Here is a 16289-nt window from a genome sequence, read left to right as displayed (position 1 = left end):
GCCTGCCTCCCTTTTGCGTTACATGTAACGAAGAATCTATCCCAAGGTTCGTTACATGTAAATAGATTCCGCTAGGCTGGCGACATGGTCGAGGCAATGCAGGCATGGTCCGCCTACCGCAGGCTGCGCGAACAGGTCGATACGGAGGTGGCCCGCGAACTGGAGCGGGCCGCGGGCCTGTCGATGCCCGACTACGAGATCCTGGCCACGCTGGTGGAGCTGACCTCGCCGGACGATTGCATCCGGGTGCGCGGCCTGGCCGAACGCATGCTCTGGCCGCACAGCCGGCTCTCGCGCCAGCTCGGGCGGATGGAACAGCGCGGCCTGATCGCGCGCGAGGCGTGCGAACGCGACGGCCGCGGCGACGACGTGGTGCTCACCGACGCGGGCCGCCGGGCCTACACCGACGCCACGCCCGGTCACCACGCGGCCATCCGCGCGTGCTTCACCGATCTGCTCTCCGACCGGCAGCTGCAGACCCTGGTCGCCATCGAACGGCAGATCGCCGATCGCGGCGCCGCGGCGCCCCGCTAGCCTCGTATCTCGTGACCGACCCGCTCCAGCCCCTCGTCGACCTGCCGGGCGTCCGCGACGCCGCCGACCGCGCCCGGGACGCGCTCGCGGCCGTGCACCGGCACAAGGCGAACCGGCGCGGCTGGCCCACCACGGCGGCCGAGGCCGCGGTGCGCGCCGCGCGCTCGTCGGCGGGGATCGACGGCGGTAGCACCGACCTGCCCTCCGTCGAAGGCGTGGTCGAGGATCCGCTGCTGGCCGGTTCGCTGCGCGTGGGCCAGGCGCTCGACGGTGACGCGCTGCGCAATCTGGTCGGTGTGTGGCAGCGCGCGCCGCTGCAGGCGCTGGCCCGGCTGCACCTGCTGGCCGCCGCCGACCTGGTCTCGGACGAGACGCTGCTCGGACGGCCGCGCAGCGCGCCCGGTATCGCCGAACGCCTCGATCTGCTCGCGCAGACGGTGCTCGCCACCCGCGCGCCCGCGCCGGTGATCGCGGCCGTGGTGCACGGGGAACTGCTGGCGCTGCGGCCCTTCGGCACCGCCGACGGCATCGTCGCGCGGGCGGCGTCGCGACTGGTCACGGTGTCGAGTGGGCTGGACCCGCACAGCCTGGGTGTCCCGGAGGTGTTCTGGCTGCGCCGGCGGCAGGCGTATGAGGACGCGGCCGCAGGCTTCGGCACCGGTGCGCCGGACGCCGTGGGTGGCTGGGTGATCTTCTGTAGCGGAGCGCTGGAAGACGGAGCGCGCGAAGCGACTTCGATCGCCGATTCGGCAGTGGGCTAGACGCCCCACGCATCAAAGCGGGCGGCGTAGCCGCTTCTGCGACTTCACCGCCCGCGAAGCACGGACTACCCGGTTACCAGGCGTGCTGTGTGGGTTGTGTCGGCGGCCTCGGCGAGTAATCGGACTCCCACGGTTCATCCCCGCAACCCGTGCGAGGCTCTCGCCGTGACAAACCGAATCTCGCAGGCCCACAACGCTTCTGCCCTTGTAGCGGCGCGCTCCGCGTGGGTGCCTGGTGTCCGTGCTGGGAAGGTGGGATGGGGGACTGAATCTTCTCTTCCGACTCCGCCCAGGCCTTCCGTCCTTCCGTAGCTACCTTTTTACCACTGTGACCGGCGCCACTCAAGGGCTGGAGAAACATAAGATTACCGGCGTGTTGTTCGGCGTTTCGTGATTCAATGCCTGGTCGCGCGAGGGGCGGCAGTTCGCCGGCAAACGGGCCCGCTAGCACTCGGCTGCACCGTCCAGCAGCACCGCGGCCCCGGGCGCGCCGGCTCAGCTAAGCCTCAGCGGCGCTTGCGCAGCAGCCGGTAGGAGATCGCTCCGGCCAGCACCGCGCTCACCCCGACCGCCGCCGTCGCGGCAAGGGTGGTCGACGAGGGGGCCTGGAATCGGGCCCACAGCGAGACCGGATTGGAGAAGGTGAGCACCGGCCACTCCCGTGCCAGTGCCTCGCGGCGCAGCGCGCGATCGGGATTGACCGCCGTCGGATGACCCACCGCCTCGAGCATCGGCAGATCGGTCACCGAATCGGAGTAGGCGTAGCAGCGCGAGAGGTCGTAACCCTCACTGGCGGCCAGCTTTTCGATGGCCTGCACCTTGCCCTCGCCGTAGCAGTAGAAATCGACGGCGCCGGTGTACTTGCCGTCCTCGACCACCATGCGGGTGGCCTCGGTGTGCGAGGCGCCGAGCACCTCCGCGATCGGGCCGACGATCTCCTCGCCCGAGGCCGACACGATCACCACATCGTGGCCCCGGATCTTGTGGTCGGCGATCAGATCCGCCGCCTCGGCGTAGATCAGCGGATCGACGAGCTCGTGAAGTGTTTCCGCCACAATGGATTTCACCTGCTCGACATCCCAGCCCGCGCACATCTTGGTCAGATGCTCGCGCATGCGCTCCATCTGATCGTGGTCGGCGCCGGAGAGCAGGAACATGAAGTGGGCGTAGCTGCTCTCCAGGACGGTGCGGCGGTTGAGCAGGCCCTGGGCGAAGAACGGCTTGCTGAACACGAAGGTGCTCGATTTGGCGATCACCGTCTTGTCCAGGTCGAAGAAGGCGGCTATCCGCTCTCCGCGGATGCCGGGATTGTCCGATGTCGCATCGCCGTCGGCCGTCACCCGTCCAGAATAGGGCCGCGGCCGCTCGAACCGGCGCGCGACCGTCCGCGGGTGCGCGAACGAGCGCGGGACCGGAGGCGATCGATCGCCTCCGCGCAGCCGGTGGCGCAGGGTTTGCCCGGAAGACGCCGGACCCCTGGCAGGGTCAAATTTCTCGGACAACGGACTTGCGTTCTTGCCAGGGATTGGGTGTAGTATTGCTGGCACCTGGACATAGTCCAGGCGCGTTCAGCCCGACCCCCCGGGGCTGAACCCGACGGCCCCAGCCTCCTCCCCCCCCGGCTGGGGCCGTCCTCTATTCCGGGGACGGTCCGGCTGCCCGCGACCGAGTTATCCACAAGTCGCGAGTTATCCACATTCGGCATAACGGGTCTTCCGAGTGCCGTCCGCGTGCAGCACGCTCGCCTCATGGAACTCGAAGCAGCGCAGGTGATCGTGGCCGCACCGGCCCTGGTGCTGATCGGCGACGACAGGCTCCGCGACGAAGTCCGGCGCATCGCCGCCGCGGCCGAGCGCGGGCTGGACGAACGGGAACTCCCCGTCGGGCGGCACAGCTGGGCCGCCGCACCCCTGATCATCCTGGACACGGCGGCCGCCCGCGCCGGCGCCGAAGCCGGATATCTCCGGCGCGCGGGCGTAGTCCTGGTCGCCGACGGCGATCCGGAACTCGCCGATTGGCAGGCCGCGGCGGCGCTCGGGGCCGAGCTCGTGCTCGCCCTCCCGGGTGCCGCCGAGCGCCTTGTCGAGAAGTTTGCTGAGCATGCCGAAAGCCGCCCTGGCGATGGTGTGGTTATCGCTGTCGTGAGTGCCGGCGGCGGCGCGGGCGCCTCCACCGTGGCGGCCGCCACCGCGCTGCGCTCGGCCGCCGGCCGGTTCCGCTCCGAGACGGTCCTGGTCGATGCCGCGCCCCTCGGCGGTGGTCTCGACCTGCTGCTCGGCCTCGAGAACAGCACCGGCCTGCGCTGGCCGGAGCTGGTCGTCGAGGCCGGCCGGATCTCCGCCGCCGCCCTGCACGCCGCCCTCCCCACCGCCGCGCCCGGCCTGGCCGTCCTGTCCTGCGGGCGCGGTGGTGCCGGTCGATTGCCCACCGAGATAACCCCGGCCGCGATCCACGCCGTCATCGAAGCCGGAAGGGCCGCAGGGGATCTCGTCATCTGCGATCTCTCCGCCGAACGCGGCCCGCACGCCGAGGCCATCCTCGGCTCGGCCGATCTCGTCGTCCTCGTGGTCGCCGCCCGCCTGCGCGCCCTCGCGGCCGCCCAGTCCGTAGCCGCCTACATCGCCACCCGAAACCCCAACCAGGGCTTGATAGTTCGAGGCCCGGCCCCCGGCGGCCTGCGCGGCGCCGAGGTCGCCGAGATCTTAGAGCTCCCGCTCCTGGCCGCGCTGCGCCCCCAGCCCGGTCTCGCGGCCCGCCTGGAACGCGGCGGGTTGTCCCTCCCACGCCGCGGGCCCCTTCGAGACGCGGCCGACGCGGTGCTGTCGTTGCTGAGTTCGCCTGTGGGGCAGGGAGTTCGATGATGCGCACTGGGGATTTCGCGGCCGATCGAGGCGCGCGATGACGACACTCGTGACGGCGGAGCTGCTGGATCGGGTGCGGGAGCGGCTGGCCGGGCACACCGGTACGCCGGATCCGGCGCAGGTCGCGGCCGCCATTCGCGCAGAGGCGGGCGCGGTACTCGGCGATACCGATCTACTGCGCGCCCTGCGGCTGTTGCAGACGGAGCTGACCGGGGCGGGCGTGCTCGAACCGCTGCTGCACGACCCCCGGGTGGCGGATGTGCTGGTCACCGCGCCGGATGCGGTGTGGGTCGATCGCGGGCGCGGGCTGGAGAAGACTTCGATCACCTTTCCCGACGAAGCCGCGGTACGCCGCCTCGCGCAGCGGCTGGCCCTGTCAGCGGGCCGTCGGCTCGACGACGCACAGCCCTGGGTGGACGGCCGCCTCGCGGGAACCGAAGCGGCACTGGGTGATTCCTTCGGCGTCCGCCTGCACGCCGTGCTCGCCCCGATCGCCCACGGCGGCACCTGCCTGTCCCTGCGCGTCCTGCGCCCCGCCACCCAGGGCCTGGACGCCCTCGCCGCCTCCGGCGCCATCCCCGCCGACGCGAAACTGCTGTTGGAGCGCATCATTCGCGCCCGCCTGGCCTTCCTCGTCGTCGGTGGCACCGGCGCGGGCAAAACCACCCTGCTGTCCGGAATGCTCGCCAAGGTCGACGCGGCCGAACGCATCATCTGCGTCGAAGACGCCGCCGAACTCGCCCCACCGCACCCGCACGTCGTTCGTCTGGTGGCCCGCACGGCCAACGTCGAGGGCATCGGCGCGGTCACCGTCCGCGACCTGGTCCGCCAGGCCCTGCGCATGCGCCCCGACCGCATCGTCGTCGGCGAGGTCCGCGGCGCCGAAGTCGTCGACTTGCTCACCGCCCTCAACACCGGCCACGACGGCGGCGCCGGCACCGTCCACGCCAACTCACCCCGAGAAGTCCCCGCCCGCCTCGAAGCCCTCGCCGCCCTCGGCGGCATGCCCCCGGCCGCCCTGCACAGCCAACTCGCCGCCGCCATCCACACCGTCCTGCATGTCCACCGCCGCCCCGACGGCACCCGAGCCCTCCACGAGATCGGCCTCGTCCAACGCACCCCCACCGGCCGCGTCGACATCACCCCCGCCTGGCACGCCCTCCCCACCCCAACCCCAGCCGCCCCCGCCCTCACCCAACTCCTCACCGAACGCCTCGGCCGATGATCCGCACCGGAAACCGTCCCCACGGTGGGGCGAGTCGCGCGCTGGAGGGTGTGAACGGGTTCGGTGTGCTGCGGGCTGGGTGCGGGTTCGGCGTGCTGCGCTGTGCACTGGAGGGTGGGTGTGGGTTCAGTGGGCTGCGCTGTGCGTTGCCAGGTGGGAGCGGGTTCGGTGGGCTTTGCTGTGCGCTGCGGGCTGGATGCGGGTTCAGTGTGCTGCGCCGTGTGCTGCCGGGTGGGAGCGGGTTCGGCGGGCTGCGCCGTGTGCTGCCAGGTCGGAGCGACCTCGGCGCACTGCGCCGTGCGCTGCCGGGTTGGAGCAAGTCCGGGGAGTCGGGTCGTACGCCGGAGGGTGTGCAACGGACTCGCGAGGCCTTCTCCGGAGCGGCGGGGGAGGTGGGGCGATGATCACCGCCTGTCTCTGCCTTGGTGCGGCGCTGATAGTGGCGCCGTCGTCGGGCGCTCGCAGCCGCGCGGAGGCGTTGTCCGGCAGCGCGGTACCAGCACGAAAGTGGCGGTCGCGGTGCTTGTTTCCGATGCTGGTGCTGGCCCCGCTCGCAACGGTGATGGTTGTGGGGGTCGGTCCGCTCACGGCGGCGGTGCTGTTGGCGATCACGGTCGGTATTCGGGTCCGCCGCAACAGGTGGGCCCGGTCGCGTGAGGCGGAAAATGGTCACCTGCTCGACGCTCTCGAAGCGGTAATCGGAGAGCTCCGCGTCGGCGCGCACCCCAGCGCGGCCGCCGAGGCGGCAGCCGCCGAATCGCGCGGCCTCGCGGCCGAAGCCTTCACGGTCAGCGCGGCCCGGAGTCGTCTCGGCGGCTCCGGGGCCGCAGGGCTCCGCCGCTCCGACTGCGCGATAGCCGCCGAACTGGACCACGTCGCCACGGCCTGGCAGGTCGCCGAACACCACGGCTTGGCCTTGGCCGAACTACTCGCCGCCGCCCGCACAGACCTCCTGTGCCGCAACCGTTTCCGGGCCCGCACCACCGCAGCCCTCGCCGGTGCCCGCGCAACAGCCACCGTCCTGTCCGCCCTCCCGCTCCTCGGTATCACCCTGGGCCAACTGATGGGCGCGGCCCCACTCCAAACCCTCTTCCGCAGCCCCACCGGCACCTTCCTGCTCCCACTCGGTACCGCCTTCGCCTGCGCCGGCCTCCTCTGGGCCGACGCCATCACCCGAAAGGCCCTCACATGACCACCCTGGGGATACCTGTGCACAGCTCACCCCGCACCGCCGATTCTCAGATACCGAGCCCGACCGCGACCGGTGGTCCGCGGTTGTCCCCATCGATCCACAGGCCACTCCGAAGCGACGCCGCACTGCTTGGGGCAGCCCGCGATTCCGTCCCCAGCGCTCCCCACTACACCCGCGAACTGGGGACAACTGTGCACAACTTCGCCTGTCGAGGATTCGGGCGAGGCGAGCACAACATCGTCGCGCGGGTGGCCAGGAGATTCGCGGCTCGGCTGATGTCGCGAGTTCTCCAGGAGCGGCGCTCGGTTCGGAGTGCCGAGTTCGGTGGGGATCGCCGGCCAGCTGATGTAGCGATCTCGGCGAGGGGTGGCATTTGCCGGGCTGGTCGACTGCGGCGAGGTGGGGCGGTCGAGCTGGTGAACCGAGGCAATGACTTTGGCTAAGAGATTGTGCGGCACGGTGATCGGCCGCTGGGCGAGTGGGGTGCCTTCGGAGAGTTCGTGCTGTTCAAGCATCCAGGGCGGAAGCGGTCGCAGACGGAATGGCTGACGAAAGGGGTTCGAGATGGGCGGTGTCGGGATGGGTGCGGTCGGGATGGGCGGGGTTGGAGTTGTGCAGGTGCTCTTGGCTGCTTGTGCCCTGGTGATGTTGCCGGGGCGGGTGGATGTCGGGCGACGGCTTCGGGCGATGTGGGCTGGCCCGGTTGAGCCGTTGGGAAGCAAGCGAAATCGTGGGCAACCGGTCGATCCGCTGGCTGTGGCATCGATATTCGATCTGCTGGCCGCGTGCCTGCGCGCCGGGCTGCCGATGGCGGGAGCCGCACGGGCAGTAGCGCCCAGTGCACCCGAGGTGCTCGGGGAGGCGCTGCGCCGCGCGGCGGATCTACTGGCGCTGGGAGCCGATGCCGGCGTGGCGTGGGAGCGGGTCGCGCAGGAGGCGGCGGGACGCCCCGGCGCGGAGGAAGTGGAGGCACTGGCCCGGATGGCCCGGCGCTCGGCACGGTCGGGCGCCTCGCTGGCACTCGCGGTCAGCGAACTCGCCGAACAACACCGCGGCGCGGTCGAAGACGTAGCGCTCGCCCGCGCCGAGCGAGCCGGAGTCCTGGTGAGCGGCCCACTCGGCCTGTGCTTCCTACCCGCCTTCCTCTGCCTGGGCATCGTGCCGGTCGTGATCGGCCTAGCCGATCACGTGCTCGGCGATGGCCTGCTGTGAACGCGCCCGAAACGTACCCGCGCGGATCGGCCGCGCGGGCGGAACAGAGAGGGGAACCCGATGCGAATCGAGAACGAGGCCAGAGCGAGCACCCACCAAACGCAGACCGAACCCAGCCCCACCCACCCAGCGCCCACCCCGAGCATCACCGTGCAACAATCGCCGGCCCCGACTGCGTCGAATCGGGCCATCCATGGCCCGTTTCGCCTGGCGGGTGCCGTCTCGCGCGTTCCGTTCCGTCCGTCGGACTGGGCAGAGACCGTCTCGCGCGGAACGCTTCGCCTGCCGGAATGGATGGGGGTGTCTCGCGTCGGTTCGCTCAGCGGGCCGGAAGTTTTGGTGATGGTGCAGCGGTCTGCTCTGGCGGTGGCGCGGCGGTCGTCGCTGGTGTTGCGGGCGCGGCTGTTGCGGGTGATGGCGGCGGACGACGGGATGAGCACTGTCGAGTATGCGATCGGGACCGTCGCGGCGGCGGCGTTCGGGGCGGTGCTCTATACCGTGGTGACGGGCGACTCGATCGTGAACGCGTTGACGAAGATCATCGACAAGGCGTTGAACACCGCGGTGTAAAGGGCTGGGGAGCCGCGGGTCTCGGTGGGGACCGGGGTGCGGTGACGGTGGAGGCGGCGATCGCGTTGAGCGCGGTCGTGGTCACGGTGGTGCTCTGCCTCGGTGCTCTGTTCGCGGCGTCGACGCAGGTGCGCTGCGTCGACGCCGCGCGCGAGGCGGCCCGATTGGCCGCGCGTGGCGATCGGGAGAACGCGCTGAGCGCCGCGCGGCGTGTGGGTCCGCCGGCGGCCGAGATCACACTGCGGACGGAAGGTAATCGTGTAGTGGCGATCGTCTCCGCTCGAACGCCACTGTTGCCGGTTGTCCTACGGGCGCGGGCCGTAGCCGCCATGGAACCTGGAGAAGCTGATGAGCGGTGAAACCGGAAGCGGCGACGGGCGATCGGTGGCTCGGTCACCCCGCTCGACGGCCCCCGCACGGCCGCATGTGCTGTGGCATGCGCGGCGAAAAAGTCTGTCGCACAGCGGCGGACGCGGGAAACGGTGGCGCGACGAGGCCGGGGGAGCGTCCGTGCTCGCCTGCTTCGCCTTGGCGGGCCTGATCGCGGCGACCCTGATGCTCGGTCATCTCGGAACCGGCGTGGTGGCCCGGCATCGGGTGCAGGCGGCGGCCGACTTGGCGGCCTTGGCGGGAGCCGGGGCATTGGGGTCGGGCACCGACGCCGGTTGTGCTGTGGCACGGGAGATAGCGAGGGATATGCAGGCGCGGGTTCGGGCGTGCGCGGTATCGCAATGGGATGTAACTGTGACAGCCGAACAAAATGTACCAATGGGTCTGTTTGGTGTGCGTGTAGTTAGCGCGGTGGCGCGAGCGGGACCGGTTGGGGAGGAACTCTGAGTGCGTCGCGCGGACTTACCAGATCCGGCCCGCGTGCGCATAATTCCGGTAATTCCGGTGACCAACAAATGCGACTGCCGTTCTATTTATGCGCTATCGATCGGAGCCATTCGAATAAAACCGCACGTCGCACGGGAAAGGATGTGGCAATAGCGCAGTTAACATGAAACCGATCCTTTTTAATCGGCGAGGGAGTCGGGGAGCGGCCCGGACTGCGGTCTACCTGGGCCGAGCCGCACCACCCTGGTGATCGTCCAGCCAGGTGGCGGCCCGATCACGCTCGGGCCGCGCCGCTGTCACGAATCGAAATCCGGCCCTTGACCGGGCGATGTTCCCCGCCCGAGTTCGCCCAGAACCGCCGTCAGCAGCCGCCCTGCCGCCAGCTTGTCCAGCGGGTGATTCCCGTTCCCGCACTTGGGCGATTGCACGCAGGACGGGCACCCGGCCGCGCACCCGCAGGACTCGATGGCGGCCAGCGTCGCGCCCAGCCACTCCCGCAGGCGCGCGAACCCGCGCTCGGCGAAGCCGGCGCCCCCGGGCTGACCGTCGTAGACGAAGATCGTCGGCAGCCCGGTGTCGGGATGCTCGGCGATGGAGACGCCGCCGATGTCCCAGCGGTCGCAGGTCGCGACCAGGGGCAGCAGCCCGATGGCGGCGTGCTCGGCCGCGTGCAGGGCTCCGGGCACATCCGGCGGTTCGATGCCCGCGCGATCCAGCAGCTCGGTGGTGACGGTATAGAACACCGCGCGGGTGGGCAGCGTCTGTGCGGGCAGGTCCAGTTCGACGAGGTCGAGCACCTCGCCGGTGCGCAGCGTGCGCAGGTAGCCGATCACCTGGCTGGTCACGCTGACCTGCGCCAGCGCGCTGGTCACCGCGCCGTGCCGGTGTTGCTCGGTGATCGTGTCGATCGCGATCGAGGTGCGCTGGCGGGCGCTGGTGGTGAACCCGGGATCGACCGCGCTCACGAAGGCGACGCCGCCCTCGAGGTCCAGGTCCTCGACCAGATAGGTCTCGCCCTGGTGCAGATGCACCGCGCCTTCGTGCAGGGTCGCCGCCGCCCGCCCGGCGTCGGCGGTGCCGAGCAGCCGCCCGGTCTCGCCGTCCACGATCGCGATCGGTGTCCCGATTCCGCCGCGCACGTCGACGGCGTCGTGCTGTCCGGCCTGCACGTCGGTCACATACCAGCGCCCGCCGTCGGTGCCGCGCCGTCGCACCAGGCCCTGCGCCGCGAGATCCGCCATCAGCGTGGCGGCGTCGAGCGCGTCCACCTCGGCGTCGGTGAGCGGCAGTTCCAAGGCGGCGCAGAGCAGTTGCGGGCCCAGGACATAGGGATTGTGCGGGTCGGTGATGGTGGCCTCGACCGGCTTGTCCAGCAACGCTTCCGGGTGCCGGACCAGGTAGGTGTCGAGCGGATCGTCCCTGGCCACGAGCAGGACCAGCGAGCCCTGGGTGCGCCGCCCGGCCCGGCCGGCCTGCTGCCAGAACGAGGCGACGGTGCCCGGGAAACCGGCCATGACCACCGCGTCCAGTCCCGCGATGTCCACGCCCAGCTCGAGCGCGTTCGTGGTGGCGGCCCCGAGCAGCGTGCCGTCGGACAGCGCCGCTTCCAGCGCCCGCCGATCCTCACCGAGATAGCCCGCCCGGTAGGCCGCCACTCGGGGCGCGAGCTCGGGATCCACCTCGTGCAGCCGCTGCCTGGTGTCCATGGCGATCAGTTCGGCGGCCCGCCGGGAACGCACGAACGTCAGCGTGCGTGCGCCCTCGGTCACCAGATCGGCCATGATCCCGGCCGCCTCCGAGGTCGCCGAACGCCGGATCGGCGCACCGTTTTCGCCGGTCAGCGCGGTCAGTGGCGGTTCGACCAGGGCGACGGTGCGCGCGCCGCGCGGTGATCCGTCCTCGGTCACGGCGACGCACGGCGCCCCGATCAGCCGGGACGCGGCGGCCGCGGGTTCGGCGGTGGTCGCCGAGCACAGCACGAACACCGGGTCCGCACCGTAATACCGGGCGATGCGCCGCAGCCGGCGCAGCACCAGCGCCACATGTGACCCGAAAACCCCGCGGTAGGCGTGGCATTCGTCGACCACGACGTACCGCAGCCGGCGCAGCACCCGCGCCCAGCGCTGGTGCGATCGGAGAATGCCCAGGTGCAGCATGTCGGGGTTGGTGAAGACCCAGCGTGCGTTGGCCCGCACCCACTGCCGGACCTCGGCGGGGGTGTCGCCGTCGAAGGTGGCCGGGTGGATGTCGCGCAGCGGTCCCTCGTGTGTCAATTCCCCGATGGCGCGCAATTGATCGGCGCCCAGCGCCTTGGTCGGCGCCAGATAGAGGGCGGTGGCCCGGGGGTCTTCGTGCAGCGCGGTGAGCACGGGCAGCTGATATCCCAGCGATTTCCCGGACGCGGTGCCGGTGCTGACGACGACGTGCGTTCCGGCGGCGGCGAGATCGGCGGTCCGGGTCTGATGCGTCCACGGCGCTTCGATCCCGGCGACGCGCAGGGCCTCGAGCACGTCGGGAGCGGCCCAGGCGGGCCATTCGGTGGTCAGCGCGGGCCGGGCGGGGAGCTCCACGGCATGGGTGAGTCGGGGGTCACGGGGGAGGACACGATTCAGCAACGATCGACCGTAGCTGAGCTCTTCGGGGCTGGGCGCCAGGGGTGCGGGCTCGGACAGATTCACGACGCGGGACGTCCGACACGCCGAGAAAGTGTGAAACGTGTGCGGTTGGCAACCCCTACCTGCCATTTCGATACCAAATAGCGACCCGGGTCACACGTGGTTAGCCAGATGCTCACTAGGTTATCCAGGGGCAAACGAACCTTGAGTCTGGATTCACCCATTGTGTCCCTCACCTGCGCATTCGCAAGATCAACTTTTTTGCAAATTGTCGGTAACTCGACTGTTGAATTGCTCGGAGACATGGTTCACTGGTTCCTGGTCGCAAGCTTCTGTGTTCGAGGGACGGATCCAAAGTCCAAACCGTCAGCAGGATCGATGTTGCGAACGGTGTGCTTGGTGCTTTCCTGCAGGGGGAACCAACAGTACAACGCTCTCAACGGGCCCGGTGGACGAACCCAGTTGTCCGCCGTTCCGGTAAGAAAAGAGAAGGAACAGAATGGCACAGGGAACTGTGAAGTGGTTCAACGCGGAGAAGGGGTTCGGCTTCATCGCGCCCGAGGACGGCTCCGCTGACGTCTTCGTCCACTACTCCGAGATCCAGGGTTCGGGCTTCCGCACCCTCGAGGAGAACCAGAAGGTCGAGTTCGAGGTCGGTCAGGGCACCAAGGGCCCGCAGGCCACCGGAGTTCGCGCACTCTCCTGAGTGACGCACGAATCCACAGCTCGTCCCTCACCACCGGTAACCGGAGGTGAGGGACGAGCTATATCTGGGGTAAGGCACACAGCCGGGTCACACCGAGTGGCATGCGGCACCCTGCGGTCCACACACTGCATACTGGGTTCCGATTACCACGTACGCTCGGTGGTTCGGGGTCGCGAGCAATCACCCGCAGCCAACATCAAGGTATAAACGTGTCTGGTAGCGGCGGCAGAGGGTGCCATCGCTTGCCCCAACCGCGTAGCAACACCGACGCACCAGCGTCGCGCGGGTCGAGAAGGAAAGGTGTATTCGCCGGTGGCAGCACGAGACCTCGGTACAGCCGACCAGGGCCGTCCCCTGCGTCGTCTCGTGATCGTCGAGTCCCCGACCAAGGCCCGCAAGATCGCGCCGTATCTGGGTCGTAACTACACGGTCGAAGCCTCTGTCGGTCATATTCGGGACCTGCCGCGCGGTGCGGCGGACGTGCCCGCCAAATACAAGGGCGAGTCCTGGGCCCGCCTGGGCGTCGACGTCGATCACGATTTCGAGCCCATCTACGTGGTGAGCCCGGAGAAGAAGGCCAAGGTCTCCGAGCTGAAGCAGTTGCTCAAAGACGCCGACGAGCTCTACCTCGCCACCGACCCCGACCGCGAGGGCGAGGCCATCGCCTGGCACCTGCTGGAAACGCTGAAGCCCAAGGTGCCGGTGCGCCGCATGGTGTTCCACGAGATCACCGAGCCGGCCATCCAGGCCGCCGCCGCCGACACCCGCGAACTCGACAACGACCTGGTCGACGCGCAGGAGACCCGCCGCATCCTGGACCGCCTCTACGGCTACGAGGTCAGTCCGGTGCTGTGGAAGAAGGTCATGCCGAAGCTGTCGGCGGGCCGCGTGCAGTCCGTCGCGACCCGGGTGATCGTGCAGCGCGAGCGCGAGCGGATGGCGTTCCGCTCGGCCGAATACTGGGATATCGCAGCCAAACTCGATGCCGGCGCGGGCGCCGGGAGCGACGCGTCCAACCCGCGCACCTTCGGGGCGCGGCTGGTCCAGGTGGACGGTTCGCGCGTCGCCAGCGGCCGGGATTTCGGTCCTGACGGCCAGCTCAAGGGCACCGGTGTCGTCGTCCTGGACGAGACCTACGCCCGCCGCCTCGCCGAGGCGCTGGACGGCGCCGACCTGGTGGTCTCCTCCGCCGAGTCGAAGCCGTACTCGCGCAAGCCGTATCCGCCGTTCATGACCTCGACGTTGCAGCAGGAGGCGGGCCGCAAGCTGCGGTTCAGCTCCGAGCGCACGATGCGGGTCGCGCAGCGGCTCTACGAAAACGGCTACATCACCTATATGCGTACCGACTCGACCACGCTGTCGCAGTCGGCGATCGACGCGGCGCGCACCCAGGCCACGCAGCTCTACGGCGCGGAGTACGTCTCGCCGTCGCCGCGCCAGTACACCCGCAAGGTGAAGAACGCGCAGGAGGCGCACGAGGCGATCCGCCCCTCCGGCGACACCTTCCAGACGCCGGGTCAGTTGCACTCGCGCCTGGACAACGACGAATTCCGGCTCTACGAGCTGATCTGGCAGCGCACCGTCGCCTCGCAGATGGCCGATGCCCGGGGTACCACGCTGACGCTGCGCATCACCGGCGTCGCGGGCACCGGCGAGGAGTGCGTGTTCTCCGCCTCCGGTCGCACCATCACCTTCGCGGGCTTCCTCAAGGCGTACGTGGAGAGCGTGGACGAGGAGGCCGGCGGGCAGTCCGACGACGCCGAATCCCGCCTGCCCGCCCTGGAGGAGGGGCAGGGCGTCACCGCGGTGGAGCTGAACCCCGATGGGCACAGCACCAATCCGCCGGCCCGTTTCACCGAAGCCTCGCTGATCAAGACGCTGGAAGAGCTCGGAATCGGGCGCCCGTCCACCTACGCGTCGATCATCAAGACCATTCTCGACCGTGGCTACGTCTACAAGCGCGGCAGTGCGCTCGTGCCGTCCTGGGTGGCGTTCGCGGTGGTCGGTCTGCTGGAGGCCTATTTCGGCCGACTGGTCGATTTCGACTTCACCGCCGCCATGGAAGACGATCTGGACGCCATCGCCGGTGGGCGGCAGCAGCGCGGAAACTGGTTGTCCTCCTTCTACTTCGGTGGCGACAACGGTGTCGAGGGTTCGGTCGCGCGCTCGGGCGGGCTGAAGAAGATGGTCGGCGAGCAGCTCGACGACATCGATGCCCGCGAGGTCAACTCGATCAAGCTCTTCACTGATGACGAGGGCCGCGACGTGGTGGTCCGGGTCGGCCGGTTCGGGCCGTACCTGGAGCGAATGGTCACCAATCCCGATGACCCGGAAGGTGATTCGATCTCGCAGCGGGCGAACCTGCCCGACGATCTGCCGCCGGACGAGCTGACCGCCGAGGTCGCCGAGAAGCTCTTCTCGACCCCGCAGGAGGGCCGCAAGCTCGGCGCCGACCCGGTGACAGGGAACGAGATCGTGGCCAAGGAAGGACGTTTCGGTCCGTACGTGACCGAGATCCTGCCCGAGCCGAAGGCCGAGGAGTCCGCTGAGGCGCCGGCCAAGAAGACGGCGAAGAAGGCCGCCGCGCCCAAGCCGCGCACCGGATCGCTGCTCAAGTCGATGGATCTGGCCACGATCACCCTCGACGACGCCCTGAAGCTGCTGTCCCTACCGCGCGTGGTCGGCACCGATCCGGCCTCGAACGAGGAGATCACCGCGCAGAACGGCCGCTACGGCCCGTATCTGAAGAAGGGCACGGATTCGCGCTCGCTCGCGACCGAGGACCAGATCTTCACGGTCACGCTGGAGGAGGCGTTGAAGATCTACGCCGAACCCAAGCGCCGTGGGCGGCAGGCGGCCAGCGCCGCGCCGCTGCGTGAGCTCGGCAACGATTCCGCCACGAACAAGCCGATGGTGATCAAGGACGGCCGCTTCGGCCCGTACGTCACCGACGGGGAGACCAACGCCAGCCTGCGCAAGGGCGACGAGGTCGAATCCATCACCGACGAGCGGGCTTCGGAGCTGCTCGCGGACCGCCGGGCGCGCGGGCCGGTGAAGAAGGCCGCCAAGAAGGCGCCGGCGAAGAAGGCCGCGAAGAAGACGACCGCGACGGCAGCGAAGAAGACCGCGACCAAGAAGGCGACCACCACCAAGAAGACCGCGGCGAAGAAGACCACCGCGAAAAAGGCCTGATTCCCGCGCACGCCGAAGCGTCGTACCCTCGGTCGGTACCGCTTCGGCAGGCGAAAGGATCCGTTGTCATGGCCATCGATCAGGAGCGCGAGGATCTCATCGCGATGCTCGCCGAGGAGCGTGAACTGTTCAAGATCACGCTGCGCGGCATCGACGACACCCAGGCCCGCAAGCGCACCACCGTCAGCGAGCTGACCCTGGGCGGCCTGCTGCACCATTTGATCAGCAACGAGCGGCACTGGACCACGGTGATCGCCGAGCGCGACGAGAACGCCGAACTCGATGTCTCCCGGTTCGACGGCGAATACGTGATGGCTCCGGAGGAGACGGTCGCGGGGCTGCTGGCCACCTACGACGAGGTGGCCGCGGCGACCGCGGAGCTGATCCGCACCGTGGACAGCCTCGACACCTCGATCCCCACCCCGACCAATCCCTGGGTGGAGGGCCGGATCTGGCAGTCCGTGCGCTACACCCTCCTGCACATCCTGCGTGAAGTGTCCCAGCACGCCGGGCACGCGGACATCATTCGCGAGGAGTTGGACGGCCAGAACAGCACTTACAGCCGCGTTTCCTGACCTGTCGGA

14 protein-coding genes are annotated in these 16289 nt (G+C 69.5%); 12 read left to right on the top strand and 2 right to left on the bottom strand.

Annotated elements, in window-relative coordinates; translation table 11 throughout:
* Positions 1-84 precede the first annotated feature (84 nt).
* Positions 85-534, top strand: a complete 450-nt coding sequence (locus tag AB0I43_RS04400) for a MarR family transcriptional regulator (protein WP_356974605.1) — start codon at positions 85-87, stop codon at positions 532-534.
* Positions 535-545: 11 nt separating this feature from the next.
* Positions 546-1295, top strand: coding sequence for an oxidoreductase (locus AB0I43_RS04395; RefSeq protein WP_356974606.1), 750 nt, complete (start codon positions 546-548; stop codon positions 1293-1295).
* Positions 1296-1801: 506 nt separating this feature from the next.
* Here AB0I43_RS04395 and AB0I43_RS04390 read toward each other — a convergent pair.
* Positions 1802-2635, bottom strand: coding sequence for an HAD-IB family hydrolase (locus AB0I43_RS04390; RefSeq protein WP_356974607.1), 834 nt, complete (start codon positions 2633-2635; stop codon positions 1802-1804).
* Positions 2636-3043: 408 nt separating this feature from the next.
* Between AB0I43_RS04390 and ssd the strand changes: the two genes are divergently transcribed.
* The 7 genes from ssd (at position 3044) to AB0I43_RS04355 (ending at position 9192) form a co-directional block, all read left to right on the top strand.
* Positions 3044-4156 (top strand): septum site-determining protein Ssd, encoded by a 1113-nt coding sequence (gene ssd, locus AB0I43_RS04385; protein ID WP_356974609.1) that lies wholly within the window; start codon positions 3044-3046, stop codon positions 4154-4156.
* A 37-nt stretch (positions 4157-4193) separates the two neighbouring features.
* Entirely contained in the window at positions 4194-5381 is a 1188-nt protein-coding gene (locus tag AB0I43_RS04380; protein WP_356974611.1) for a TadA family conjugal transfer-associated ATPase, read from the top strand.
* A gap of 568 nt (positions 5382-5949) precedes the next feature.
* Entirely contained in the window at positions 5950-6573 is a 624-nt protein-coding gene (locus tag AB0I43_RS04375) for a type II secretion system F family protein (RefSeq protein ID WP_357431222.1), read from the top strand.
* A 579-nt stretch (positions 6574-7152) separates the two neighbouring features.
* Positions 7153-7785, top strand: coding sequence for a type II secretion system F family protein (locus tag AB0I43_RS04370; protein ID WP_356975241.1), 633 nt, complete (start codon positions 7153-7155; stop codon positions 7783-7785).
* Between the two features lie 342 nt (positions 7786-8127).
* The gene (locus AB0I43_RS04365; protein ID WP_356975243.1) at positions 8128-8355 is read left to right on the top strand and encodes a DUF4244 domain-containing protein; all 228 of its coding nucleotides are present in this window, start codon (positions 8128-8130) and stop codon (positions 8353-8355) included.
* A 41-nt stretch (positions 8356-8396) separates the two neighbouring features.
* Positions 8397-8714 (top strand): TadE family type IV pilus minor pilin, encoded by a 318-nt coding sequence (locus AB0I43_RS04360; RefSeq protein ID WP_356974615.1) that lies wholly within the window; start codon positions 8397-8399, stop codon positions 8712-8714.
* Positions 8704-9192 (top strand): Rv3654c family TadE-like protein, encoded by a 489-nt coding sequence (locus AB0I43_RS04355; RefSeq protein WP_356974617.1) that lies wholly within the window; start codon positions 8704-8706, stop codon positions 9190-9192. The genes AB0I43_RS04360 and AB0I43_RS04355 overlap by 11 nt, the downstream gene beginning before the upstream one ends.
* 296 nt (positions 9193-9488) lie before the next feature.
* On the opposite strand, the gene AB0I43_RS04350 is transcribed toward AB0I43_RS04355, so the two are convergent.
* Positions 9489-11807, bottom strand: a complete 2319-nt coding sequence (locus AB0I43_RS04350; protein WP_356974619.1) for a DEAD/DEAH box helicase — start codon at positions 11805-11807, stop codon at positions 9489-9491.
* Positions 11808-12306: 499 nt separating this feature from the next.
* On the opposite strand from AB0I43_RS04350, the gene AB0I43_RS04345 reads away from it, so the two are divergent.
* From AB0I43_RS04345 to AB0I43_RS04335, 3 genes are all read left to right on the top strand, one after another.
* Complete coding sequence (locus tag AB0I43_RS04345; RefSeq protein WP_011206895.1) at positions 12307-12513, top strand: cold-shock protein; 207 nt, start codon at positions 12307-12309, stop codon at positions 12511-12513.
* Between the two features lie 366 nt (positions 12514-12879).
* A complete protein-coding gene (topA, locus tag AB0I43_RS04340; RefSeq protein WP_356975244.1) occupies positions 12880-15705 on the top strand; it encodes a type I DNA topoisomerase in 2826 nt (941 codons plus the stop codon).
* 68 nt (positions 15706-15773) lie between these two features.
* The gene (locus tag AB0I43_RS04335; protein ID WP_356974621.1) at positions 15774-16280 is read left to right on the top strand and encodes a DUF664 domain-containing protein; all 507 of its coding nucleotides are present in this window, start codon (positions 15774-15776) and stop codon (positions 16278-16280) included.
* Positions 16281-16289: the final 9 nt, after the last annotated feature.

This window comes from Nocardia sp. NPDC050435, from assembly GCF_040655395.1.
Lineage (GTDB): Bacteria > Actinomycetota > Actinomycetes > Mycobacteriales > Mycobacteriaceae > Nocardia.
This window is presented reverse-complemented; position numbering and strand designations above follow the sequence as displayed.